Source organism: Pseudomonas sp. HP_08 (assembly GCF_055284095.1).
This window is the reverse complement of sequence record NZ_JBTOQC010000003.1, coordinates 22,116-45,570: the sequence shown is the minus strand read 5'-3', so window position 1 is coordinate 45,570 and position 23,455 is coordinate 22,116. Positions and strand designations below refer to the sequence as shown.

Annotated in this window: 22 protein-coding genes; 11 read left to right on the top strand and 11 right to left on the bottom strand. The window is 63.5% G+C overall.

Annotated elements, in window-relative coordinates; translation table 11 throughout:
* The first annotated feature begins 35 nt into the window (after nt 1-35).
* The 7 genes from ACYAS9_RS04235 to ACYAS9_RS04205 all read left to right on the top strand — a co-directional run bounded on the left by ACYAS9_RS04235 (nt 36) and on the right by ACYAS9_RS04205 (nt 8,981).
* On the top strand, nt 36-626 hold the full coding sequence (locus ACYAS9_RS04235) for a cysteine dioxygenase family protein (RefSeq protein WP_463567071.1): 591 nt from the start codon (nt 36-38) through the stop codon (nt 624-626).
* Between the two features lie 212 nt (nt 627-838).
* On the top strand, nt 839-3,538 hold the full coding sequence (metC, locus tag ACYAS9_RS04230) for a cystathionine beta-lyase (RefSeq protein ID WP_463567070.1): 2,700 nt from the start codon (nt 839-841) through the stop codon (nt 3,536-3,538).
* A 304-nt stretch (nt 3,539-3,842) separates the two neighbouring features.
* Nucleotides 3,843-4,913: an LLM class flavin-dependent oxidoreductase gene (locus ACYAS9_RS04225; protein WP_463567069.1), complete on the top strand. Its 1,071-nt coding sequence runs from the start codon at nt 3,843-3,845 to the stop codon at nt 4,911-4,913.
* A gap of 96 nt (nt 4,914-5,009) precedes the next feature.
* Nucleotides 5,010-5,984 carry an ABC transporter substrate-binding protein gene (locus ACYAS9_RS04220; RefSeq protein ID WP_463567068.1) on the top strand — a complete coding sequence of 325 codons (975 nt, stop codon included), beginning with the start codon at nt 5,010-5,012 and terminating at the stop codon, nt 5,982-5,984.
* On the top strand, nt 5,981-6,448 hold the full coding sequence (locus tag ACYAS9_RS04215) for a tripartite tricarboxylate transporter TctB family protein (protein WP_463567067.1): 468 nt from the start codon (nt 5,981-5,983) through the stop codon (nt 6,446-6,448). Before ACYAS9_RS04220 ends, ACYAS9_RS04215 begins: the two co-directional genes overlap by 4 nt.
* Nucleotides 6,449-6,457: 9 nt before the next feature.
* Nucleotides 6,458-7,960, top strand: coding sequence for a tripartite tricarboxylate transporter permease (locus tag ACYAS9_RS04210; protein ID WP_463567066.1), 1,503 nt, complete (start codon nt 6,458-6,460; stop codon nt 7,958-7,960).
* 52 nt (nt 7,961-8,012) lie between these two features.
* Nucleotides 8,013-8,981, top strand: a complete 969-nt coding sequence (locus ACYAS9_RS04205; protein WP_463567064.1) for a Bug family tripartite tricarboxylate transporter substrate binding protein — start codon at nt 8,013-8,015, stop codon at nt 8,979-8,981.
* 3 nt (nt 8,982-8,984) lie between these two features.
* Here ACYAS9_RS04205 and ACYAS9_RS04200 read toward each other — a convergent pair whose 3' ends face one another.
* Nucleotides 8,985-9,239 carry a hypothetical protein gene (locus tag ACYAS9_RS04200; RefSeq protein WP_463567063.1) on the bottom strand — a complete coding sequence of 85 codons (255 nt, stop codon included), beginning with the start codon at nt 9,237-9,239 and terminating at the stop codon, nt 8,985-8,987.
* A gap of 127 nt (nt 9,240-9,366) precedes the next feature.
* Nucleotides 9,367-9,843 carry a cysteine hydrolase family protein gene (locus ACYAS9_RS04195; RefSeq protein ID WP_463567062.1) on the bottom strand — a complete coding sequence of 159 codons (477 nt, stop codon included), beginning with the start codon at nt 9,841-9,843 and terminating at the stop codon, nt 9,367-9,369.
* Between the two features lie 121 nt (nt 9,844-9,964).
* On the opposite strand from ACYAS9_RS04195, the gene ACYAS9_RS04190 reads away from it, so the two are divergent.
* A complete protein-coding gene (locus ACYAS9_RS04190) occupies nt 9,965-10,741 on the top strand; it encodes a substrate-binding periplasmic protein (protein WP_463567061.1) in 777 nt (258 codons plus the stop codon).
* Nucleotides 10,742-10,759: 18 nt separating this feature from the next.
* Here the strand turns inward: ACYAS9_RS04190 and ACYAS9_RS04185 are convergent, their stop codons facing one another.
* From ACYAS9_RS04185 to msrB, 6 genes are all read right to left on the bottom strand, one after another.
* Nucleotides 10,760-13,108, bottom strand: a complete 2,349-nt coding sequence (locus ACYAS9_RS04185; RefSeq protein WP_463567060.1) for a TonB-dependent siderophore receptor — start codon at nt 13,106-13,108, stop codon at nt 10,760-10,762.
* Nucleotides 13,109-13,323: 215 nt separating this feature from the next.
* The gene (locus ACYAS9_RS04180) at nt 13,324-14,265 is read right to left on the bottom strand and encodes a FecR domain-containing protein (protein ID WP_463567059.1); all 942 of its coding nucleotides are present in this window, start codon (nt 14,263-14,265) and stop codon (nt 13,324-13,326) included.
* Complete coding sequence (locus ACYAS9_RS04175; protein ID WP_463567058.1) at nt 14,262-14,780, bottom strand: sigma-70 family RNA polymerase sigma factor; 519 nt, start codon at nt 14,778-14,780, stop codon at nt 14,262-14,264. Before ACYAS9_RS04175 ends, ACYAS9_RS04180 begins: the two co-directional genes overlap by 4 nt.
* A gap of 905 nt (nt 14,781-15,685) precedes the next feature.
* Nucleotides 15,686-16,393 (bottom strand): peptide-methionine (S)-S-oxide reductase MsrA, encoded by a 708-nt coding sequence (gene msrA / locus ACYAS9_RS04170; RefSeq protein WP_463567057.1) that lies wholly within the window; start codon nt 16,391-16,393, stop codon nt 15,686-15,688.
* An 18-nt stretch (nt 16,394-16,411) separates the two neighbouring features.
* Nucleotides 16,412-18,151: a cytochrome c biogenesis protein DipZ gene (locus tag ACYAS9_RS04165; protein WP_463567056.1), complete on the bottom strand. Its 1,740-nt coding sequence runs from the start codon at nt 18,149-18,151 to the stop codon at nt 16,412-16,414.
* Between the two features lie 11 nt (nt 18,152-18,162).
* Nucleotides 18,163-18,681, bottom strand: a complete 519-nt coding sequence (gene msrB / locus ACYAS9_RS04160; protein WP_463567055.1) for a peptide-methionine (R)-S-oxide reductase MsrB — start codon at nt 18,679-18,681, stop codon at nt 18,163-18,165.
* Between the two features lie 191 nt (nt 18,682-18,872).
* Here msrB and ACYAS9_RS04155 point away from each other — a divergent pair, with 191 nt between their 5' ends.
* The 3 genes from ACYAS9_RS04155 to ACYAS9_RS04145 all read left to right on the top strand — a co-directional run bounded on the left by ACYAS9_RS04155 (nt 18,873) and on the right by ACYAS9_RS04145 (nt 21,897).
* Nucleotides 18,873-19,589, top strand: coding sequence for a response regulator transcription factor (locus ACYAS9_RS04155; RefSeq protein WP_463567054.1), 717 nt, complete (start codon nt 18,873-18,875; stop codon nt 19,587-19,589).
* Entirely contained in the window at nt 19,589-21,055 is a 1,467-nt protein-coding gene (locus ACYAS9_RS04150; RefSeq protein ID WP_463567053.1) for an ATP-binding protein, read from the top strand. The genes ACYAS9_RS04155 and ACYAS9_RS04150 overlap by 1 nt, the downstream gene beginning before the upstream one ends.
* Before the next feature lie 95 nt (nt 21,056-21,150).
* The gene (locus tag ACYAS9_RS04145; protein ID WP_463567052.1) at nt 21,151-21,897 is read left to right on the top strand and encodes a substrate-binding periplasmic protein; all 747 of its coding nucleotides are present in this window, start codon (nt 21,151-21,153) and stop codon (nt 21,895-21,897) included.
* On the opposite strand, the gene ACYAS9_RS04140 is transcribed toward ACYAS9_RS04145, so the two are convergent.
* Genes ACYAS9_RS04140 through ACYAS9_RS04130 form a run of 3 tightly spaced genes read right to left on the bottom strand, consistent with a single transcriptional unit; the run spans nt 21,894 to nt 23,425 of the window.
* Complete coding sequence (locus ACYAS9_RS04140) at nt 21,894-22,574, bottom strand: phytanoyl-CoA dioxygenase family protein (protein WP_463567231.1); 681 nt, start codon at nt 22,572-22,574, stop codon at nt 21,894-21,896. The genes ACYAS9_RS04145 and ACYAS9_RS04140 overlap by 4 nt on opposite strands.
* 42 nt (nt 22,575-22,616) lie before the next feature.
* Nucleotides 22,617-23,132 carry an SUKH-4 family immunity protein gene (locus ACYAS9_RS04135; protein ID WP_463567051.1) on the bottom strand — a complete coding sequence of 172 codons (516 nt, stop codon included), beginning with the start codon at nt 23,130-23,132 and terminating at the stop codon, nt 22,617-22,619.
* Nucleotides 23,129-23,425: an ArsR/SmtB family transcription factor gene (locus tag ACYAS9_RS04130; RefSeq protein WP_463567050.1), complete on the bottom strand. Its 297-nt coding sequence runs from the start codon at nt 23,423-23,425 to the stop codon at nt 23,129-23,131. Before ACYAS9_RS04130 ends, ACYAS9_RS04135 begins: the two co-directional genes overlap by 4 nt.
* Nucleotides 23,426-23,455 lie beyond the last annotated feature (30 nt).

Genomic DNA, 23,455 nt, shown 5'->3' with positions numbered 1-23,455 from the left:
TGGCTGCAAGACCTGCCCATAAGAGAGAAGCCGTTATGACCACCGAATCCGTGATTCAGCCCTTTTTGCACGCCGTACGCGCCATTCATGAACGCGGCGTCGACCGCGCCGCGCTGACTGAAATCATCAGCCTGCTCGAAGACCTGACTGCCCGCCGCGACCTGTTCAACTTCGAACGCTTCCCGGCGCCGACGCCAGGCGAGGGCAACACCCAGTTCCGCTACCGCCTCAACGACGACGGCGAAGGCCCGACGCTGTACCTCAATTCCTTGCTGCCGGGCAAAAGCACCCTGCCGCACAACCACGAAACCTGGGCGGTGATCGTTGCCGTGCAAGGCCAGGAACTCAACCGCGTGTACCGCCGCGGCGATGATGGCAGCGACCCTGCGCGTGCGCTGCTGGAACTGGAAAAGGACGTGGTCGTGCAACCCGGCACCCCGATCGGTTTTCTCGGTGAAGACCTGCACGGCATCCACGTCGAAGGCGACCAGCCGACCCTGCACTTTCACCTTTACGGCCGCCCGCTGGAGTCGCTGGAAAACCGCTACGGCGTGCGCGAAGACGGCAGCGTGATCAATTACAACAAGTCGCAGATGACGCCTTCGATCGAAGCCTACGGCCTGTAATTCACGGCACCCCAGCAGGAGCGCGCTCTGCCCGCGACCGGCTGCGTTAGCAGTCGTAAATTTTCAGCGTTTCCAAAATTTCACAATCATAAAATTTCAGCGTTTCCGAGATTTTATGAGCGCTTCGCACTCAATCGCGGGCAGAGCGCGCTCCTACTGATCAGCATGCCTCTGTTATTCACCGCACCCCACTCAAGGACCGGCACTCGCTCATGAGTCACTCTGTTACCCCCGCGCAACTCAAGCTCTGGCTGTTCGACGGTCAGGAAATCGCGCTGTTCGATGTGCGCGAACACGGCCAGTATGGTGAGGCGCACCTGTTTCATGCGGTGAACCTGCCGTACAGCCGCCTGGAAATCGAAGCGCCGCGCCTGGCGCCCAATCCCGCTGTGCGCCTGGTGGTCTATGACCAGGACGGCGGCGCACTGGCGCAACGCGCCCTGCAACGCTTGCAGACGCTGGGCTATGCCAACGGCCATTGGCTGGCCGGTGGCAGCGATGCCTGGCGGGAGGAGGGCAACGAGTTGTTTGCCGGTGTGCACCTGCCGTCCAAGGCCTTCGGCGAACTGGTCGAGCACGCCTGCCATACGCCACGGGTGACCGCCCAAGAGCTGGCCGGCTGGCAGCGCGACGGCCGGCCGCTGGTGGTCCTCGACGGCAGGCCGTTGAGCGAGTTTCGCAAGATGAGCATTCCCGGCGCCGTGTGCTGCCCCAACGGTGAACTGGGCTTGCGCCTGGAAGACCTGGTCAGCGACAGCCAGACGCCGATCGTGATCAATTGCGCCGGGCGCACGCGCAGCATCATCGGTGCGCAGACCCTGATCAATCTGGGCGTGCCCAACCCGGTGTACGCGCTGGAAAACGGTACGCAGGGCTGGTTCCTGGTCGACCAGCCGCTGGAGCACGGCAGCCAGGTGCATTACCCGCCTCGTGAAGGCCGCGCGCCGCTGATCGAGCAAGTGCAACGCGCCCAGCGTCTGGCCGAGCAGGCCGGCGCGCGCACGGTCGACGCCGCCCAGGTCCAGGCCTGGGCTCAAGACCCGCAGCGCAGCCTGTTTCTATGCGATGTGCGCACCCCTGAAGAATTCGCCGCCGGCAGTCTGCCCGGCGCGCAGCCTGCACCGGGCGGCCAGTTGATTCAGGGCACCGACCTGTACATCGGCGTGCGCAAGGCGCGGGTCGTGGTCTTCGACAGCGAAGGCGTGCGTGCACCGATCGTGGCCAGCTGGCTGCGCCAGTTGGGCCATGAGGTGTATGTGCTCAAGGACGGCCTGAACAGCGGCCTGGCCTTGCCTGCACGGGCGGCGGTGTCGGTCGATGTGCCCGTCGCCGGTGTCGATGAACTGCACGGCGCACGCCTGATCGACCTGCGTCCAAGCATGAGCTACCGCAAGCAGCACGCGCAGAACGCCGAATGGTCGATCCGCTCGTTGCTGGCCGAACAGGTGCGTGGCGAACAGCGGCCCCTGGTGTTACTGGCCGATGACGCACAGGTGGCGCAGCTGGCCGCCAGCGAATTGCCGCCCGAACAGCGCGAAGGCGTGCGCCTGCTGACGGCCTGGCACGCGCTGCCGCAAATCGAAAACGATGCTTCGTTGAGCCAGGCGCAGTGCATCGACTTTCTGTTCTTTGTGCATGATCGCCATGACGGCAATAAAGAGGCTGCCCGCCAATACCTGGCCTGGGAAACCGGCCTGATGGCGCAGATGACCGAACAGGAAATCGCCAGCCTCAAGCCGCTGCAGGTCAGCGAACCGCTGCGCACCCGGTTGATTCACGCCGGTCGCGGGCCGAAGGTCGAAGGCGTGCGGGTGGTCAATCCGTCGATCACCCGGCTGAGCACTGTGCTGTTCGATAACCTCGCGCAGATGCGTGACATCCGCTCGCGCCGCGACCACGAACGCCTGCTCAGCTACGGCGCACGCGGCAATCCGACCGCCTTTGCCCTGGAAGACCTGGTCACCGAACTGGAAGGCGGGCACCGCAGCAAACTGTTCGCCACCGGCCTGGCCGCGGTTGCGCAGACCTTCCTGGCTTACCTGCGCCCCGGCGATCACCTGTTGCTCACCGATGGCGTCTACGGTCCGGTGCGGCGCATGGCCAGGGAACTGCTGGAACCGTTCGGCATCGAGGTGCAGTACTACCGCGCCGACGGCCAGGACCTGCATGCAGCGTTCAAGCCCAACACGCGCATGGTCTACGCCGAATCGCCCAGCTCGCTGCTGTATGAAATCCTCGACCTGCCGGTCATCGCCGCGCAGTGCAAGGCGCGTAACGTGCTGCTGGCGGTGGACAACACCTGGGGCGCGGGCTATCTGTACCGGCCGCTGGCGCTGGGCGCCGACATTTCCATCACCGCGCTGACCAAGTACCTGGCCGGCCACAGCGATGTGGTGATGGGCAGCGTCTGTACCACCGAGGCGGTGTTTGCGCCGCTGGCGCGGATGAGCGACACCCTGGGTTGCAACGTCAGCCCCGACGATGCCTGGCTGGTGCTGCGCGGTGCCCGCACCCTGGCCACGCGCATGGATGTCCACGAACGCCAGGCGCTGGACATCGCCCTGTGGCTGCAGCAACGCCCGGAAGTGGCACGGGTCTTTCACCCGGCCTTGCCGGAGCATCCGGGCCATGACCTGTGGCTGCGCGATTTCAGCGGCAGCAACGGCTTATTGTCATTCGAACTGGCAGAACCCGGGCCTGAGCGGCTGACGACGTTTATCGACAGCCTGAAACTGTTTGGGCTCGGCGCCTCGTGGGGCGGGCATGAAAGCCTGGTGACCGTGGCAGAACTGAGCGAACGCCAGTTCGGCGACTACCCGCGCGACGCAATCATCCGCCTGCATATCGGCCTGGAGGACGTACGCTCGCTCAAGGCCGACCTGAGCACAGCGCTCGCACACCTCACCCTTTGACACTAAAACACAAATCCGTAGGAGCGAGCGCCAGCTCGCGAAGGCGTCGTGTCAGGCGGAAAATCTGTCGCCTGTGCAGGCCCTTTCGCGAGCTCTGCGCTCGCTCCTGCGCAGGCAGTTGCGCTTCGTTTGAAGTTTATGCACGTTCAATCGTTATCAAAATTCTTTTGCATCTTTTTCATATTAGGTTATGACTAAATTGCATTTCACAAGCGCCACGCTTCTCGATAGCTTATGCGAAAAGGTTTTTAGCAACGGTTAATTTATAACCGCTAATGCACGGTTCGCTATCAAGGAGACCCCTATGAGCGTTCAATTCATCGGCATGATCGGTCATCGACTGTCTTCGGAAACGCTGGCCCCGGCCGGTCCCGTCTTCGACAAAGCCTTTATCGTCGACAGCGCCCAAGCCCACGAACAGGCAGGCTTCGACCGTATTCTGGTCGGCTACTGGTCCGATCAGCCGGATGGTTTCCTGGTCACTGCGCTGGCCGGCCAGGCCACTTCGAAAATCAATTTCCTGCTCGCCCATCGTCCGGGTTTCGTCTCGCCGACCCTGGCGGCGCGCAAGCTGGCGACGCTGGACCATTTGCTCGACGGCCGCCTGGCGGTGCACATCATCAGCGGCGGCAGCGATGCCGAGCAGCGCAAGGACGGCGACTACCTCGACCACGACCAGCGCTACGCCCGCAGCGATGAATTCCTCGAGGTGGTACGCCGGGTCTGGACCGAAGAAAAACCCTTCGATCACCAGGGCACCTTTTACCAGGCACAAGGCGCGTTCTCGGCGCTCAAGCCGCTGCAACAGCCGCATGTGCCGGTGTATTTCGGCGGCTCGTCCGAGGCCGCCTTGCAGGTGGCCGGCAAGCACGCCGATGTCTTCGCCTTGTGGGGCGAGTCGCTGGAGCAGACCCGCGAGACCATCGAAAGGGTTCGCGCCGAGGCGGCTCGTCACGGTCGTGAGGTGCAGTTCAGCGTGTCGTTCCGGCCGATCATCGCCGCCACCGAAGACGCGGCCTGGGCCAAGGCCGACCAGATTCTGACCGTTGCCCGCGAGCGCATCGAACAGGCCGGTCCCGTGATCGCCCACAAGCCACAAAGCGTCGGCGCCCAGCGCCTGCGTGACACGGTGGCCAAGGGTGATCGCGTCGACGAGCGGCTGTGGACCGGCATTGCCGGGCTGGTCGGCGGCGGCCATAACTCCACCGCACTGGTCGGTACGCCCGAGCAAGTGGCCGATGCCTTCGTCGCCTACTACGAACTGGGCGTGACCACTTTCCTGATCCGTGGCTTCGACCCGATCGAAGACGCCCGGGACTATGGCCGCGAACTGCTGCCGCTGACCCGCGCCAAAATTGCGGCCCGTCAGGGCTGACCCCCATCCTTTCCTGAATCGACTCAGGCAGTCACGAGACCGCATACGCGGATCGGGCTCCCCATTCCAGGCCGCTGCGGCCCGTGGAGACTTATCGTGCGTAAACCCCTGCAACTGGCCGTCGGCCTGCTCGCTGCTGCCTTGAGCTTTTCAGCCTCGGCGCTGACCCTGAATGTCGGCGACCAGAGTTACAACGCCCAGGCCGTGATGGAAGCGGCCAAGGTGCTCGACAACCTGCCGTACACCCTGGAATTCAAGCAGTTCACCGCCGGTGCGCCGGTGGCCGAAGCCCTGAATGTCGGCAGCCTCGATGTGGGCCTGCTCGGCGATGCGCCGGCGCTGTTTCTGGGCGCCCTCGGTGCGCCGATCAAGGTCGTTGCCGTGAGCCGGCAGAGCCTCGACGGCATCGCGATTCTGGTGCGCAAGGACTCGCCGGTGAAAACCGTGGCCGACCTGCGCGGCCAGCGTGCAGCGATCTGGAAAGGCTCGTGGAGCCAGCAACTGCTGCTCACCGCGCTGGACAAGGCCGGCGTGCCGCGTGACTCGCTGGATGTGCGCTACCTCAGCGCGCTGGATTCCTCGCATGCGCTGGATGGCGGCTCGGTGGACGTGATCGCCACCTGGGAACCCTACGTGACCCAGCAGGAACGCCAGGGCGCGCGCGTGATTGCCACCGCCAAGGACCTGATTCCGGCGCAGAGCTATGTGGTCGCCAACGACAAGGCCATCGCCGAGAAGCGCGCGGCCATCGAAGACTTTCTCCAGCGCCTGAAAAAAGCCCGCGAATGGGCGCGCCAGGACCCGGCGCACACCGAGCAATACGCTGACGCCTGGGCCCAGCGCACCCGCGCCGACGGCGACATTGCCCGAAGCTGGTTCGGCCGTGCCCGCACCGACCTCGGCCCGCTGGATGCCAGCGTGATCAGCGGTGCGCAACAGACCATCGATTTCTTCGGCGGCCTGGGCGTGGTCAAGGCATATCCTGCGGCCAACCTGTTCGACCAGTCGTTCTCGGCCGCCTTGCAACCCAAGGTCGCGGCGACTTCAGCCAGCGCCACGGTGCAACCGTGAAGCGCTGGCACGCGCGGGTCAGCGATGCCCGTGATGTCTGTGCAGGGTTGCTGTTTCTGGGCTTTGGCGGCGTGGCATTAGCGCTGGCCGGCGAGTACAGCATCGGCACGGTGATGCGCATGGGCGCCGGCTACTTTCCGCTGCTGATCGGCGCGCTGCTCAGTGCCCTGGGTGCGTTCATTCTGCTGCGCGGCCTGGCGTTTTCCGAAGAGCAGGTCGGGCTGGGCGGCTTGTTCACCTGGCGTCCGGGGCTGTCGATCATCGGCAGCGTGGTGGCGTTTGCCGTGTTGCTGCCGAGCCTCGGCCTGGCACTGGCGACCCTGGCGATGACCTTGCTCAGCGGCCTGGCGCGGCGCAAGGCCAGTTTCACCGAACTGACCGTGCTGGGCAGCGTGCTCGGTGGTTTCAGTGCGCTGGTGTTTGCCTGGGCCTTGGGCCTGAACCTGCCTGTGCTGCCGGTCTGAGGATTGATCATGGAGCTGCTCGCACACCTGAGCATGGGCCTGGACGCGGCCTTCACCGTCCAGAACCTGCTGTATTGCCTGCTGGGTGTGACCCTCGGCACGCTGGTCGGCGTCTTGCCGGGGCTGGGGCCGGTGGCGACCATTGCCATGCTGTTGCCGATCACCTACGGGCTGACGCCGTCGGCGGCGCTGATCATGCTCTCGGGCATCTATTACGGCGCGCAATACGGCGGCTCGACCACCGCCATTCTGGTCAATCTGCCCGGCGAATCGTCCTCGGTGGTCACCTGCATCGACGGCCACGCCATGGCGCGACAGGGCAGGGCGGGCGCGGCGCTGGCCATCGCTGCCATTGGCTCGTTCATCGCCGGCAGCCTGGCCATTCTGCTGCTGGCCGCAGCGGCTACGCCACTGGCAGCCTTTGCCTTGCAGTTCGGCCCGGCCGATTATTTCTCGTTGATGCTGCTGGGGCTGGTGGCGGCGATTGTGCTGGCGCAAGGCGATGTGCTGCGCGCCTTGGCGATGACCATTCTCGGCCTGTTGCTGGGCATGGTCGGTACGGATGTGAACTCCGGGGTCGAGCGCTTTACCTTCGGCCTGCCGCAACTGAGCGACGGCATCAGCTTCGTGGTGATCTCGATGGGCATCTTCGGCATCGCCGAGATCATCGCCAACCTGGAGCGTGATCACACCGGTCAGCAGAAAATCGCCCGTGTCGGGCGCCTGCTGCCCAGCCGCGACGACTACCGCCGCTCATGGAAGCCGATTCTGCGCGGCACCGGGCTCGGTTCGTTATTGGGCATCCTGCCCGGCGGCGGCGCGATGCTCGGCTCGTTTGCCTCGTACATGATCGAAAAGCGCCTGGCCAAGGAGCCCGAGCGCTTCGGCCAGGGCGCCATCGAAGGCGTGGCCGGCCCCGAGTCGGCCAATAACGCCGGGGCGCAGACCTCGTTCATTCCGATGCTGGTCATGGGCCTGCCGTCGAATGCGGTCATGGCGCTGATGGCCGGCGCGATGATGATCCACGGCATCGTGCCCGGCCCGCAGGTGATCGAAGAACGCCCCGAGCTGTTCTGGGGCCTGATCGTCAGCATGTGGATCGGCAACCTGTTGCTGCTGGTGCTCAACCTGCCGCTGGTCGGCATCTGGGTGCGCCTGCTGTCGGTGCCGTACCGCCTGCTGTACCCGGCGATTCTGCTGTTCTGCTGCATCGGCGTGTACAGCGTCAACAACAGCCTGTTCGACGTGCTGCTGACCGTGGGGTTCGGCCTGCTCGGCTACCTGTTCATCAAGCTGCGCTGCGAGCCGGCGCCGCTGCTGCTGGGCTACATCCTCGGCCCCATGATGGAAGAAAACCTGCGCCGCGCCATGTTGCTGTCGCGTGGCGACCCGCTGGTGTTTTTCCAGCGCCCGCTGAGCCTGACCCTGCTGATCGTGACCGCTGTGATCATCGCGCTGATGCTGCTGCCGCGCTTTCGCGCCACTCGCCAGGTGGCCTTCAGCGAAGACTGAGCCCTTTTCTTTTCAACCCTGATTTTCTTCCATCCTGAACAACGAGCCGTACATGAAAAAGACCACCGCAATACTCGCCGGCCTCGCTCTGGGCGTTATGGCCAGCCTGGCCCAGGCCGATACGTACCCAAGCCGCCCGGTCACCCTGATCGTGCCGTTCCCGCCAGGCGGCGCGGCCGACACCGTCGGGCGCTACTACGCCGAGCAACTGTCGACCTCGCTCGGCCAGCCGGTGGTGGTTGAAAACAAACCCGGCGCCGGCACCGCCATCGCCGCCGAATACGCGGCCAAGGCCAAGCCCGACGGCTACATCCTGTCGCTGGCCACTGCCGGGCAACTGACCATTCTGCCGAACCTGCAAAGCGACCTGCGCTTCGATGCGCTGAAAGACTTCACCCCGGTCGCGGTGCTGGCCTCGGTGCCCAACGTCGTCGCGGTCAACGCCAGCAGCAAGATCAACACCCTGCAAGAGCTGATCAGCGAAGCCAAGGCACGTCCCGGCGCCCTCAGCTACTCGTCGTGCGGCAACGGCACCTTGTGCCACTTGTCGGGTGAACTGTTGAAAAACCTCGCTGGCATCGACCTGCTGCACGTGCCCTACAAAGGCAGCGCACCGGCCGTGACCGGCCTGCTGGGCGGCGAAGTGGATGTTGCGGTCGACACCGTGACCGTGCTGGCGCCACAGATCAAGGCCGGCAAACTCAAAGGCCTGGTGCTCAGCAGCGCCGAGCCTTCGCCGCTGCTGCCGGGCGTGCCGGGTGCATTGCAAGCCGGCCTGCCAGGTTTTGTGGCCTCCGGCTGGTTCGGCATCGTCCTGCCAAAAGACGCGCCGCCCGCGGTGGTCGAACGCCTGAGCAGCGCGATCAAGGTCATCGCCGACGAGCCACAAACCGCCGAGCGTTTCGCCCAGAACGGCATCACTCTGGAAAAAAGCACGCCGGCCGAATTCGGCCAGTTGATTGCCGATGACCACAAGCGCTGGGGCGAGGTGATTCGTGCGGCGAAGGTGAAGATCGAATAAGCGCTAGCCGCCCAGCATACCCGCAGGCAGCAGCGCTTCAATGCGCGCTGCCTGCGTACGCTCATAGGCAATATCGCCGTCATCCCAGCGGTCGTATTCCATCTCGATCAGCAACTCGCCTTGCCTCAAGGTGGCCCAGGAGTGATCGAGTCCGCCGCCCTTGCTTAATGTCCAGCCGTTCGACGCCAGGTGATCGCGCAACGCGATCCAGTCGCTGTGGGTGATGCTGTGGATTCTGATCAGGTCGTTATCAAGCATTGGCGGCGGCCTTGGCAAGCGTGTGTGAATTACAGATTGTCGGCACTGAACGTGTTTGTGATCCTGCTGCTGCCAGCAAAACCTGCGTGTAAGTACGCTCTTTGGCGTAATTCACACACACCCGGATTCATGCGAGCCCGGCCAGCACCTCGGCCGCCGTGGTCACTTGCCCAAAATGATGCTTCCACAACTCGATGCCCATCTTCCCCGACCGGTCGAGCGATGAGCCTATGGTCATGTCGGTCACCAGCGTCGGGTTCAGCCCCGCATCGAACAGCGCAAAACCTGCCGCCAGCACGCAGGTTTCGGTCTGCAGTCCACACACCAGCACCCGCTCGACGCCCAGACGCTTGAGGTACTCGAGGGTCTCGGGTGTTTGTCCGTAGCCGTGTTTCACGAAAACTTCATCAGCTTCGATCAGGCTTTCATCCTCGGCTGCAGGATGCCAGCCGAGTTGTTTTGCAAATGGGGTGACCTGTTCGTCGTGCAGCTCGATCGAGGCGACGGTGGGAATCTTCGCTGAGACAAAGCGGATACGGTCGATGAGCCATTCCGGCGGGCTGAAGGTGGACTGCATGTCAACGATGAGCAAAACCTGCTCCATGAACGTCTCCCGGACGGATTTGAAAGGTGCGGAGTATATCGCCAGCAGGCGCTGCTTCGTGTTTCGATCTATGCTGCTGTGGTCTCATGCCTGATTGCCACCTTTTTACCGGATCACCTTGATGGGTCTTTTGACCAGACGTTCGCGCAGCCTGCATGCACGAGTCTTTAACCTGCTCAGGGCAGCGCTTGCTGCCGCGCTGTTCGGTTCGGCAGGCGTGGCCGCGGCCAGCGCCATTGATGTCTATTTTCCCGATGCGCCGCCTCTGACCATGCCAGGGCCGGACGGTCGCCACGGCATTGTCGGCGACGCGACCCTGCAAGCCGCCGCCTTGGCGGGCTATGACCTGCGCCTGGTCAACTTGCCCTGGTCGCGCGGCCAGCGCACCGTGCAGCTCGGGGAGGACCTGCTGATCATCCCGTTGTCGCGCACCCCGGACCGGGAAACGAAATACACCTGGATCGCGCCGGTCATGAGCATGGACCGGGCGTTTTTCAGCCTGGACAAACGGGTCGAAACCTTCGAGCAGGCGCGCAACACCTATACCCGGATCGCCGTCGGCATGGGCAGCGCCCAAGAGCAGAAGCTGCGCGACGAAGGCTTCAGCGACGAGCAGATCTATTCGTTGAAAATCGGCGACAACCCGGCGCAGATGCTGTTGTTGGGACGTGTGGATGCGTGGTTCAACGGCGTACCGGAAAGCCGCTATATCTGGCGCGGCGTTTCCAGCAAACCATTGCTGATGAGCCCGGTGCTGATGACCACCGACCTGTACTTGGCGTGCTCGAAAACCTGCAACGAAACGATGATTCAGCGTTTCAGAAAGGCCGTCGACACCTTGCGCGGCGACGGCACGATCAAGCGGATTGTCGATGGGTATGTCGGCGATCTGCAGTAAAACCCGACGGATCGCCGATCAGTACTTCCAGCTCACCGAGGCCATGACATTGCGCGGGGCGCCGTAGTTGCTGGAGCCTGCGGTCTGGTACAGCGACAGCAGGTATTTCTGGTCAAAGACGTTGTTCAGGTTCAGCGAGGTGCTCCAGTGCTCGTTGAAGTCGTAGCTGGTCATCAAATCGACCAGTGCGTAGGCGTCCTGGCTGACCCGGCGGTTGGAGTCGGCTTCGGTCGCGCTTTGCCATTGCACGCGGGTGCCGACCTTGGCTTGCGGCAGGCCGGGCAGGCGGTAGGTCACGCTGCCGCGCACGGTATGGTTGGGCACATAGCGACGCGCCTTGTCGCCTTCGTTGTCTTCGATGCGCACATAGGTGTAGCCGGCGGCCAGTTCCAGGCCCGGCAGTGCTTCGCCTGAAGCTTCCAGCTCGACGCCACGGCTCTTGAAGTCCACGCCACGGTAGGCGTACTGACCGTTGATGATCTCGCCGGTGGTTTCGGCGACGTTTTGCTGCTCGGTCTTGAACACCGCCGCGGTCAGGCTCAGGCGGTCATCCAGCAGGCTGCCCTTGATACCGGCTTCGGTGCTTTTGCCTTCCAGCGGTTCGATCACGCCACCGGCGGTGCTGCGCAGGTATTGCGGCTTGAAGATCTCGGTCCAGCTGGCGTACAGGCTCCACTGCGGAGTCAGGTCGTAGACCACGCCGGTGTAGGGCGTCACCTTGCCGTGTACGCGGGTGTCGTGCGGCGAGCCATAGCCCATGCCTTCGCCGTCGGCGCTGAGCATGCGCGCGCCGACGATCCAGTGCAGGTCGTCGGTCAGGCTGAAACGCGCGCCGCTGAACAGGCTTTTCTGCCGGTCGGTGAAGTGCTGGGTGTTGAGGTCGTCGGTGTAGGTCAGTGCAGGCTCGATCACCGTGCCGGCCAGGGCGTCGGCGAGGCTGACAATCTGGTTGCCGGACGCATCGCGATAATGCCCGCGTTCATCGTGGCGACTGCGGCCGTAGTTGGCGCCCACGGTAAAGTCGTGCTCACGGCCGAACAGGCTGAAAGGCCCCGACAACTGCGCCTCGCCAGTGATCTGGTGTTCGGTGCTGGTGGTGCGGTTGATGTAGGCGTAGACATCGCTGGCCGTGGCCGGGATGGCATACAGCATCTGGGTGTCCTGATGCTGATTGACGCCGGTGACGGTGAGGGTGCTCTTCCAGCCATTGCCAAAGTCGTGCGCCAGCTCGGCGAAGGCACGCTGGGTGTGGATATTCCAGTAAGTCCACGGCTGGCCGATGCTCGAGCTGCGGCTGCTGTAGTGAATGCGGTTGCCGGCGTAGTCGGCAATCGGCAGGGCGCCCCAGGTGCTGCCGTTGGAATTGCTCTTCTGGTCGGAGTAGCCGACGGTCAGGGTGTCGGCATCCGACAGATCGAAGGCCAGCAAGCCCGCCGCCACATTGATCTCGTGGCTGTAGCGGTCCATGTAAGAATTGCCCTTGTCGTGCGCATAGATAAAGCGCCCGCGCACATTGCCGCTGTCGGTCAGCGGGCCGCCGACATCGACGTCCAGGCGGCGGTTGTCCCAGGAGCCTGCGCTGGTGTTGATCTTCGCCTCGAACGTGTCGGTCGGGCGTTTGCGCACCGCGTTGACCGTGGCCGACGGGTTGCCGGCGCCGCTCATCAGGCCGTTGGCGCCGTGCAGCACATCGATCTGCTCGAATTCGGCCAGGTCCTGATCGCCCAGCAATACGCCGGACGAGAACGGCATGCCCATGCCGTCGTATTCGAAGTTGTCGATGGTGAAACCGCGCGAAGTGAACGCGGTGCGGTCGGTTTCAAACTGCTCGACAGTGACCGTCGGCGCGCTGCGCAGCGCATCCTTGACGCTGGTGAGCTTGAAGTCTTCGATCTGCTGGGCGGTCACGGTGCTGATCGCCTGCGGCGTTTCCTTGTTGCTCAGGCCTAGGCGTGTAGTGCTCGCAGCCGGGGCGCGGCGTGCAGCGTACTCATTGCTGCCATCGGCCAGCGCGCCCTGGCGCGAGGCGTCGATCACCGTGGCATCCAGGGTCAAACCGTCGCCATTCACCGGCTGCACGCTCAGCGCACCACTGGCGGTGACCCGCAGGCTCAGGCCGGTACCTTGCAGGCTCTGGCGCACCGCTTCCTGAGAACTGAGCTGACCACGCAGCGCACGCGCCTGACGACCTTCGACATCGGCCGGCACGAACAGCACCTGGCGGCCACTGACCTGACCGATGCTGATCAGCGTGTTGGCCAAGGGCCCGGCGGCCACGTTGAAGTCATAGACGGCGTCGGCGGCAAAGGTGCTGAAGCTGGCCAGGCACCCGCTGATCACCAGCGCGAATGGGGTAGTTGTATGCATGAAGGAGGGCTCGACAAAGGGTTCTGCGGGACGCGAATAACGCGGTACTGCCTGGTATGTGACGCGAGCCTGGAAATTTTTCAGGGGCAATATGAAAAAAATCATATTTGTATTGTGTATTGCATACCGTAGGACCGACTTTAGTCGGGAAGGGCACGACACCGGTTATGCCCTTCGCAACTGAAGCAGCTCCTACGCAGACGTAGTCCAAAAAATCAGACTGTGTCGATTCGCGTCCACAGGCCCAGGTAGTTTTCGATCCGCAAGGGCAGTACATCCTTCAGCGCAGCCAGCGCGCCCTGGCTGTCATCCAGCGTGAACACGCCGGAAATGCGTAGCGCGGCGGCTTTGTCCGAAACCTGCAACACGCCACGGTGATAAGGCACAAGGTGCTCGATGACATTGCCCAGCGACTGGTCGTGAACCTCCAGCAGGCCGCGTGTCCAACTGCGCTCGTTGGTGTGCTGCGCGGCGATTGCCTGCCAGCGGTTGCCATCGAATGCCAGGCCTTCGCCGGCGTTCAGCGTCTGGCGTTGCTGCGCGGTACGCAATTGCAACTGGCCGCTCATGGCCCACAGCTGCGCCTGATTGTCCTGGCGCGACAGCAGGCAACTGCCGCCTTCCAGCCAGGCTTCACCCCACGGGCAGGCCAGCACGAACGGCCGTCCCGGCTCGCTGCGCACCTCGGCCAGCACCGCACCGCGCAGCAGTTGCACGCGGCGCTGGCTGGCGTTGAAGTCCAGGTCGACCGAGCTTTCGGCATTCAGCAGCAGGGTCGAGCCATCGTCCAGCGTAAACGCGCGACGCTGCGCGGTGGTTGTGCGCAAGTCGGCACCCCAGCGCGCATACAACGGGCTGCTTTGCCGGCTCAGCAAGTGCGTGCCCACCGCCACCGCGCCCAGCCCCAGCGCACCGCGCAACACCCGCCGGCGGGTGTGGCCACTGTGACGCAAGGCATGAGTCGAACCGGGTTGTTGCGCCAAGGGACTGAGCGTGCGGTTCAGCTGCTGCTGCAAGGCCAGCCAGGCCTGGCGATGGCTGGCATCGGCGTCCAGCCAGCCTTGCAACTGACGCTGCGAAACATCATCGAAGGCGCCTGACGAGCGTCGCGCATACCATTCGATGGCCTGCGCCACCGCCGGCGGCAAGCCGCTCAAGGGGCCGCCCGATAACAGGCGGTCAGGCCCTGCACCACATACTGATGCACGCGCGTCACCGACACGCCGAGGTCGGCGGCGATCTGTGCATAGGTCAAACCGTCGAGCTGGCTGGACAGAAACGCCGACCGCGCCTTGGAAGAAAGGCCGTCGAGCAAGCGGTCGATCTCCATCAACGCCTCCATCACCAGCCAGTGCTCCTGCGGCGATGGCGCGGTGGCCTCCGGCAGCGTCGCCAGCGCCTCGAGGTAAGCCTGCTCGATATCGTTGCGCCGCCAGCGGGCAAAGATCAGCCGCTTGCCGATGGTACTCAACAAGGCCCGAGGCTCACGGATGCTCTGCGGGTCGGGCATCGCCACCACCTGGGCGAACGTCTCCGACGCCAGGTCGGCGGCATCCTCGCGACAATTCAGGCGCAAACGCAGACGGTCGAGCAGCCAGCCGTGATGATCCCCAAACAGGCGGTGCAGAATCTGCTGGCGGGACGGGGAATCAGGGGAATGGCTGGCAATCAAGGTGGCTGACCTTTAGCGAATGACACTTATTCGCAATGGTGGCAATGTTGTCGCCGTATTGCAAGGTATCAAACATAAGGAGTGGCCTGGCGGTACGTTGTAAACCGACTCCTTGCACAGAGTTCCGCCGATCTTGCACGAGTCAGCTCTGCTGGCGAAAGGGTCGGTACATCCGACACATATTCAGTGCCCGGACTCAGTCTTCGCCTGCAAGGCAGCCTCCCACAGGTCCAGTGTCAGCCGCTGAATGGTGAGCCGACGCAGTCCGTGGGAGGCAGCTCTGCTGGCGAAAGGGCCGGTACATCCGACACATATTCCGTGCCCGGACTCAGTCTTCGCCTGCAAGGCAGCCTCCCACAGGTCATGTGTCAGCCGCTGAATGGTGAGTCGACGCAGTCCGTGGGAGGCAGCTCTGCTGGCGAAAGGGTCGGTACATCCGACACATATTCCGTGCCCAGGCTCAGTCATCGCCTGCAAAGCAGCCTCCCACAGGTCATGTGTCAGCCGCTGAATGGTGAGCCGACGCAGTCCGTGGGAGGCAGCTCTGCTGGCGAAAGGGCCGGTACATCCGACACATATTCAGTGCCCAGGCTCAGTCATCGCCTGCAAAGCAGCCTCCCACAGGTCATGTGTCAGCCGCTGAATGGTGAGTCGACGCAGTCCGTGGGAGGCAGCTTTGCTGGCGAAAGGGGCGGTACATCCGACACATATTCAGTGCCCAGACTGAGTCTTCGCCTGCAATGCAGCCTCCCACAGGTCAGGTGTCAGCCGCTGAATGGTGAGTCGACGCAGTCCGTGGAAGGCAGCTCTGCTGGCGATTGAGCGCCAAGCGCTCATGGAAATCCATGAGGCGCTGAAAGTTTATGACTGCTAACGCAACGAGACGAATCGCTGTCCGCAAGCTTCTACTTGACGTTCACCAGCACCGGCTCACGCACATACCTGTCACCAAACATCGCCTCTAGATTGCGCACCTTGGGCAGGTCGTTGACCACGATGTAGCCATGGTTCGGGTGGTTGGTCAGAAAGTTCTGGTGGTAATCCTCCGCCGCATAAAAGCCTGCCAACGGTTCAAGGCGGGTGACGATCGGTTTGGCATACACGTGCGCGGCATCCAGCTGGGCGATGTAGTTCTGGGCCACGGCTTTCTGGGCGTCGTCCTGAACAAAGATTGCCGAGCGGTATTGCGTACCGCTATCCGGGCCCTGGCGGTTGAGTTGGGTCGGGTCGTGGGCCACCGAGAAGAACACTTGCAGCAGCGTGCCATAGCTGACCTGCTGCGGGTCGTAGGTGATCTGCACCGCTTCGGCATGCCCGGTGTCGCCGCCGCCGACCTGTTCGTAATGGGCGGTTTGGGCGCTGCCGCCAGCATAGCCCGACACCGCCTGGCTGACGCCGCGCACATGCTGGAATACGCCTTGCACACCCCAGAAGCAGCCGCCGGCGAATACTGCCGTGGCGCTGTTGGCGTTGTGGCTGGCCAGGTCGTGGGCCGGTGGCGGGATGACCACGGCCTCTTCGGCGGCCATCGAGCACGCGTTGATCTGCAGGAAGGCCAGCCCGGCGAGGGCGGGCATCAGGCGCTTGAAGGTGAAACGAGTCAATAAACGCATGGCAAACTCCAGGCTCAATCAGCCGAAGGTAAAGGCGTAGGCGTGTACGCCAGGGTCGAGAAATTCGATGTCGAAAGTGTGTTCGCCGACGCTGTCCGGCTGGCGCAGCAATTGGTACAGGCGTTGTCCGGTGACCGTGCCACTGCCGTCGGCATTCACGTCAACGCCGTGGGCGTCGGCCGGTAACTGGCCGTCCATCGTGATCTTGAAACGCACCGGTTTGCCGTCGGCGGAGGGCCCCAGCACCAGATGCACATCGCGGGCCTTGAAGCGGTAAGTGATGTGTCCACCGGCCGCCTTCAGCACGGCGCTCTCATCATTGACCTGCCACTGGCCAGCCAGGCCCCAGTCGTTGAGTTTCAGGCTGCCCGGCAGGCTGTAGTCCGCCACGCGGTCGGCTTGCAGGCCTTGCGGTGAAACGAAACGCTCGGCGCGCTCATGGCCCAGGTACGTTTCCGGCGAGCGCAGGCCCTGGGTGGCCGCCTGTTGTGCGCCGCTGGCATCGACGTTGACCATGCCCGCGTCAACCTCGTTGTGGCCGGCCTCGCGCAGCAATTGCTGGATGACCCGCTCCGACTCCTCATACTTGCCCTCGCCAAAATGGTGATAGCGGATGTTGCCCTTGGCATCGATGAAGTAATGCGCGGGCCAGTATTGATTGTTGAAGGCCCGCCAGATGGCGTAGTCATTGTCGATGGCCACGGGGTAGTTCACGCCCAGGTCGCGACTGGCCTTTTTAACGTTATCGATGTCGCGCTCGAAGGCGAATTCCGGGGCGTGCACGCCGATCACCACCAGGCCCTGATCGCGGTATTTTTCGGCCCAGGCTTTGACATAGGGCAGGCTGCGCAGGCAGTTGATGCACGAGTAGGTCCAGAAATCGACCAGCACCACCTTGCCTTTCAGCGCCTGCGCGCTCAGCGGCGGCGAATTAAGCCATTGCACGGCGCCGTCCAGCGCGGGCAGGGTGCCTTCGACCGCAAGACTCGGGGCGTTGCCTGGCTTGGCGGCCATCATCATCGCGCCGCTGTCGGGCTGTTCGGTCAGGCCATCGACCAGCCGCTGCTCAAGACTGCCCGTGCTGGCGGTCGACAGGCGGGTCAGCAGGCCGGTGTCCAGGCCCAGCGCAATGGCCGCCACGCCGGCCAGCATCACCGCGCCCAGCGCGCGCCGCAGCCATTGGCCGGCACCGAGCGTGCGCTTCATGAGCGCAAACAGTTTGCCGCCCACCAGCAACGCCAGGGCCAGCGAAGTGGTAGCGCCGGCGGCATAGGCCAGCAACAGCAGGCTGCTGCCGACACTGGCGCCTTGCAACGCAGCGCCCGTCAGCACCAGGCCGAGAATCGGCCCGGCGCACGGTGCCCATAGCAGGCCGGTGGCGATGCCGATCAGCAACGAGGTGCCGGCATGTGGCTGGCTTGTCTGCCCGGCCGCACTGTTAAGCCGGTTACCGGCGGCTACCAAAGGCCGGGTCAAACGATCGGCCAGCCCCGGCAATAGCAGCGTCAGGGCGAACAGGGCGATAAACGCCAGCGCCAGCCAGCGACCGTACTGGTTCAGGCGCACCACCCAGCCGCCACCGACCGCCGCCAGGGTCGCCACCAGCGCAAAGGTCAGGGCCATGCCGGCCAGCAATGGCAGGCCGTTACGCAGAAACGGACGCCCTCCGCGGGCGAAGACAAACGGCAGCACCGGCAGGATGCACGGGCTGAGAATGGTCAGCAGGCCGCCCAGATAGGCAAGGATGATCAGCAACATGGCGGGTTCTCTCAGGCAGCCTTGGCAGTGAAGGTCATGGCGGCGCCATTCATGCAATAACGCAGGCCGGTGGGGCGCGGGCCGTCATCGAACACATGGCCCAGATGGCCGCCGCAACGCCGGCAATGCACTTCTGCGCGCAGCATGCCGTAGGCGCGGTCGGTGCGCTGGCCTACGGCTTGCTCCAGCGGTTGCCAGAAACTCGGCCAGCCGGTGTGGCTGTCGAATTTGGTTTCAGAGGCGAACAGCGGCAACTGGCAGCCGGCGCAGGCAAAGGTGCCGGCGCGGTGTTCTTCGTTGAGCGGGCTGCTCCAGGGACGTTCGGTGCCTTCCTGACGCAAGACGCGGTACTGCTCGTCGTTCAGCTGCTGGCGCCATTCGGCATCGGTATGGCTGACCTCGAAGCTGCCCACGGCGTCGTCTTCAGGTCGCTGATCGCGGCTATCGGCCCAACGCGGCAGCACGCTGAAGGCGGTGGCCGCCACGCCAAGCGTGCCGGCACTGAGCAACAGTTGTCGTCTTGAGAACATGATCGTGTCCGTCCCTTTTAGTGATGGGATCAGACTACGCGCTGGCCACTCGCCAAATCCTCACGCAGAGTTAAACAATTCGTGATAACTGCCTCTATCAGCGTGTGTGAGAATGGCGGTGCTGCGGTTCGCGGCTAAAGCCGCTCCTACGAGCCGGCATCGGGCAAATCATTATCAGAGCATCGAATCCAATGGAGCAGGTCAAACGCGTGCTGGTGGTCGAGGACGATGTGCACATCGCCGACCTGATCTGCCTGCACCTGCGCGATGAGCGTTTCGAGGTGGTGCACAGCGCCGATGGCGAGCAAGGCCTGCGCCTGCTGGAGCAGGGCGGCTGGGATGCGCTGATTCTCGACCTGATGCTGCCCGGCGTCGATGGCCTGGAAATCTGCCGGCGCGCCCGCGCCATGACCCGCTATACACCGATCATCATCACCAGTGCCCGCTCCAGCGAAATGCACCGCATCCTCGGCCTGGAACTGGGCGCCGACGATTACCTCGCCAAGCCGTTCTCGATGATGGAACTGGTGGCGCGGGTCAAGGCGCTGCTGCGCCGGGTCGAGGCCATGGCGCGTAACCTGCGCCTGGACAGCGGCCGCCTTGAGGTGGCCGGGCTGGCCATCGACCCGATCAGCCGCGAGGCTGCACTCAACGGCGCGGCGCTGGACCTGACCCCGCGCGAATTCGACCTGTTGTACTTCTTCGCCCGCCAGCCGGGCACGGTGTTCTCGCGCATGCAACTGCTCGATGCGGTGTGGGGTTATAGCCACGAAGGGTATGAGCACACGGTCAATACCCACATCAACCGGCTGCGGGCCAAGATCGAAGCCGATCCGTCGAGCCCTGCGCGCATCCTTACGGTGTGGGGCCGTGGCTATAAATTTGCCGGGTCAGGAGAGGTGTCCTGATGAAAAAGGCCTTCACCCTGAGCCTGACCCGGCGCTTGGCGCTGGTGTTCGCGTTGCTGTTGCTGGTGTGTTGCGGCTCCTCGATCTGGTTGCAGATGCGCTCCAGTCGCATGCATGAACTGGAGGTGGTGCAAGAGCTGTCCCGCGATCTGGCCCGACACATTGCCAGCGACACGCAACTGATGGACGCCAACGGTCTGATGCCCGGTGCGCTGCGTGAGCTGTTCAGCCAGTTGATGCTGGTCAACCCCAGCGTCGAGGTGTACTTGCTGGATGTCGACGGGCGCATCATCGGTGACGCCGCGCCGCGTAATCGGCTGCTGCGCGACCATGTCGATCTGGCGCCGATCCAGCGCTTTCTCGCCGGCGATCCGCTGCCGATCACCGGCGACGACCCGCGCAGCCTTGAGGCGCGCAAGGTGTTCAGCGTGGCGCCCTTGATGGTCGCCGGGCAGCGTGCCGGCTTTCTGTATGTCGTGCTGCTGGGCGAAGCCCACGACCGCTTCGCCGAGCGCGGGGCCACCAGCGAGGCGCTGACCACGGCGGTCTGGGCCATCGGCCTGATCGCCACGCTGTGCCTGCTGGCCGGTCTTGCCGCATTTGCCTGGATCACCCGCCCGCTGCGGCGCCTGACCGAAGCACTGGAACGCTTCGACATCGATGCCAGCGTCGAGCCTGCGCCGCTGGTGGAGCACGGCAGTCGCGGTGATGAAATCGGTGCGCTGCAAAGCACCTTCGTCCAGATGCAGACCCGGCTGGCCGAGCAACTGCGCGCCCTCAACCGTCAGGAGCAAGAGCGCCGCGAGCTGGTGGCGAATATTTCCCACGACCTGCGCACACCGCTGGCGTCCTTGCATGGTTATCTGGAAGTGCTGTCGATCAAGGGCGAGCGCCTGAGTGCCGAGGAGCGCCAGCGCTACCTGGCCACCGCGCTGGACCAGAGCCGCAAGGTCGGCGGCCTGGCCCAGGCGTTGCTGGAGCTGGTGCGCCTGGAGCACGGCTTCGTCAAGCCGGTGATCGAACGCTTCTCGCCGCTGGACCTGATTCAGGACGTGCTGCAAAAATTCGAACTGAGCGCCGAAACCCGGCACATCAGCCTCGACGCGAAGATGCCCGGCCGGGTACAGGATGTGTATGCCGACCTGGGCCTGATCGAGCGCGTGCTGACCAACCTGCTGGACAACGCCCTGCGCCATACGCCAGAGCACGGCACGGTGACGTTGCAACTGGAAGCGCTGGGTGAGCGAGTCAGTTTCATCGTCGCCGATACCGGCCCCGGCATTGCCGCCGAACTGCGCGAAGGCCTGTTTTTGCGGCCGTTCACCATTGGTGGGGCACGTCGCGATGGCGGCCTGGGCTTGCGCATCGTCTATCAGATTCTGCAATTGCACGGGGTGACGATTGAACTGCTGGACAGGCCGGGGCAGGGCGCGACCTTTCGGTTCGGGTTGCCGGTGCAGCTATAGCGTGGTGCACTGAGCGCCGCCGTTAAGGTCTATGCTTGCCTTGCCCCTTGAACAGGAGCCCCCTTGAACACCCAGCCGTTTGCCAGGCAGCGCTCATGAAGTATCCGACCCTTGTTGCAGCACTGCTTTGCCTGTCGCACGGTATTCAGGTCAATGCCGCGCCCTATCAGGTCGTGACTGAAGAATGGGCACCGTACAATTTCCAGCGCAATGATCAGCTCTCCGGCATGACCACCGAGATTGTCCGGGCCATCATGGCGCTCACCGGCGATGACTTCGAGATGCTGCTGTTGCCGAGCATGCGCGCCAGCTATGTCTTGAAACACCGGCCCAGAACGATCATGTACTCGATGTTTCGCACCCCGGAACGCGAGCCGTTGTACAAGTGGGTTGGCCCGATTGTCGAAGAGTCCATTCACGCCTGGCAACTGACCAGCGCGCCGCCGCTGGACACCCTGGAGCAATTGCAGGCTGCGGCGCAAATCACCACACGCCACGCAGGCTTGGTGCCCGACCGGCTAAAGGCGCGGGGCTTCAATAATCTGGATACCAGTGCCGCTGATAACCGCCAGCTGTACCGCATGCTGCTGGCCGGACGCACCACCGTCATCGTTGGCGACACCGATGCAGGCGTTGCGTACTACAGTCGCCAGTTGGATATCGCTGCCGGCACATTGCGCAAGATCCCGGTCGAGCTGTATCGCTCATCGCTGTACATCGCCTTCAGCCGTGACTGTGACGATGAAGTCGTGGCTGCCTGGAACCACGCGCTTGAGCAATTGCGTGACTCGGGCGAGTTGCAACGGATCCAGGATCGGTACGAGCAACCGGTACAGCCTTAGCCCCTGTCGAAGACAAAGTCCGCGGGCTCGAACCGCTCGCTCGTGTCCATCCGCACATTACGCAGCTGCGCGGTTTGCTGGTAGGTGGCGTACAGATGCTCTGAGGCATAACCGATCAGAATCGAACGACGGCGAGCACCGCCAATGTTCAGGCTGCCCGCGTGCACCAGGTCGACATCGAAGACCAGAATGTCCCCCGCCTTGCCTGAAAGCTGCACCGACCCGGATTCGTCAGCGAAATCAAACGGCGGCGCTGCAGCGTCCGGTCGATGGCTGCCGGGCACAATTCGGGTTGCACCATTCTCGGGACCGTAGTCGTCGAAAAAAGCCATGACGCCCACCGTATCGCCGGGCCGCTGCGCCGACAAATCGCGGTGCAATCGCTGATGCCCACCGCCGGCAACGGGTTCCCGACCCTCGACCTGGGTGAGGAAGAAGCGCTCGCCAATCAATGCACCGACGACCGCCAGCACCTGCGGCAGGCGGCATACCGCCTGAATGGCCGGATCGCAATCGAGCATCGAGTGACGCCAGCCCGGACCGCGCGGCACAGGCCACTGATCGGAGGGTTTTACGTGGGTATCGAAGGCGCTGCGCAGGTCTGCCAGCCAGCCGCTGGGAATTGCCTGGCGGAGCAGGGCATAGCCGTCGCGGTGCAGGTGTGGGTGGTCGGTCATGGGGTGTTGGTCATCCTTGTTCATCGCGCGCATTGCCTCAGTTCAACCAAACTCCTCATTGACCGCCTCGGCCCACATCGTCCCAGGCATCGCCGCCGCAGAATCAACCCGCTCGATCTCGGTCAGGCACCATTGCAGGCGGTTGTCGCGCAGATGCTCCTGAAAGATGCATAAACACTGTGCAAACAACGGCAGTGTGGAGTTGATGAATACGCGCGCGTTATCGACGTCATGATTCAAATAAACCACTTCGCGGCTCAAGCGATCAATGGCCACGACATCTCCGGAGCCATTGTGGCCGAGCGGGAAATAGTTATCGCTGATCCCGAATACCGAGAGCCGCTGGGCTATTTGCGCTTCGCTGTAGGCTGCAAAGCTCAGGAAGGGCGCCGCATCCCGTGGCAGGCCGTGAGTGACAAGAAAATCGGCGTCTTGCGGCGCGATAGCGCCAAGGCGGCTGCGCTCGTAGACCACGAACTCCTCGAAACCGAGGTCCAGTTCGGGCGGGACAGAGGGCAGTGCGCTGATAAATCGTGCTTTGAAGTCAAACTCGCTCATGTTCTCTCACTTTTAGCGTGCAACTGCTCAGCCAGCCAGTGCAGATAATCGGCGATTACGGCCTCATCGCGCTGGCAATAAGACCACTTCAGGTGCTTTTTCACGGTAATGAATCCCGCCTCCTTGAGGATCGCCAGGTGCCGGCTGGCCGTGGGTTGCGCGATGCCGAGTGCTTGTGCGATCAGCGTCATACACACCCCGAACCCGACGGCGTCGGCCGACCACTGCTGGCTGAAGTGCTTTTTCGGGTCAGCGAGTAACTGAAGGATTTTCAAACGTTGCTCGCTGGCCATGGCCGTAATTTGTCTTGATCTGTTCATGCG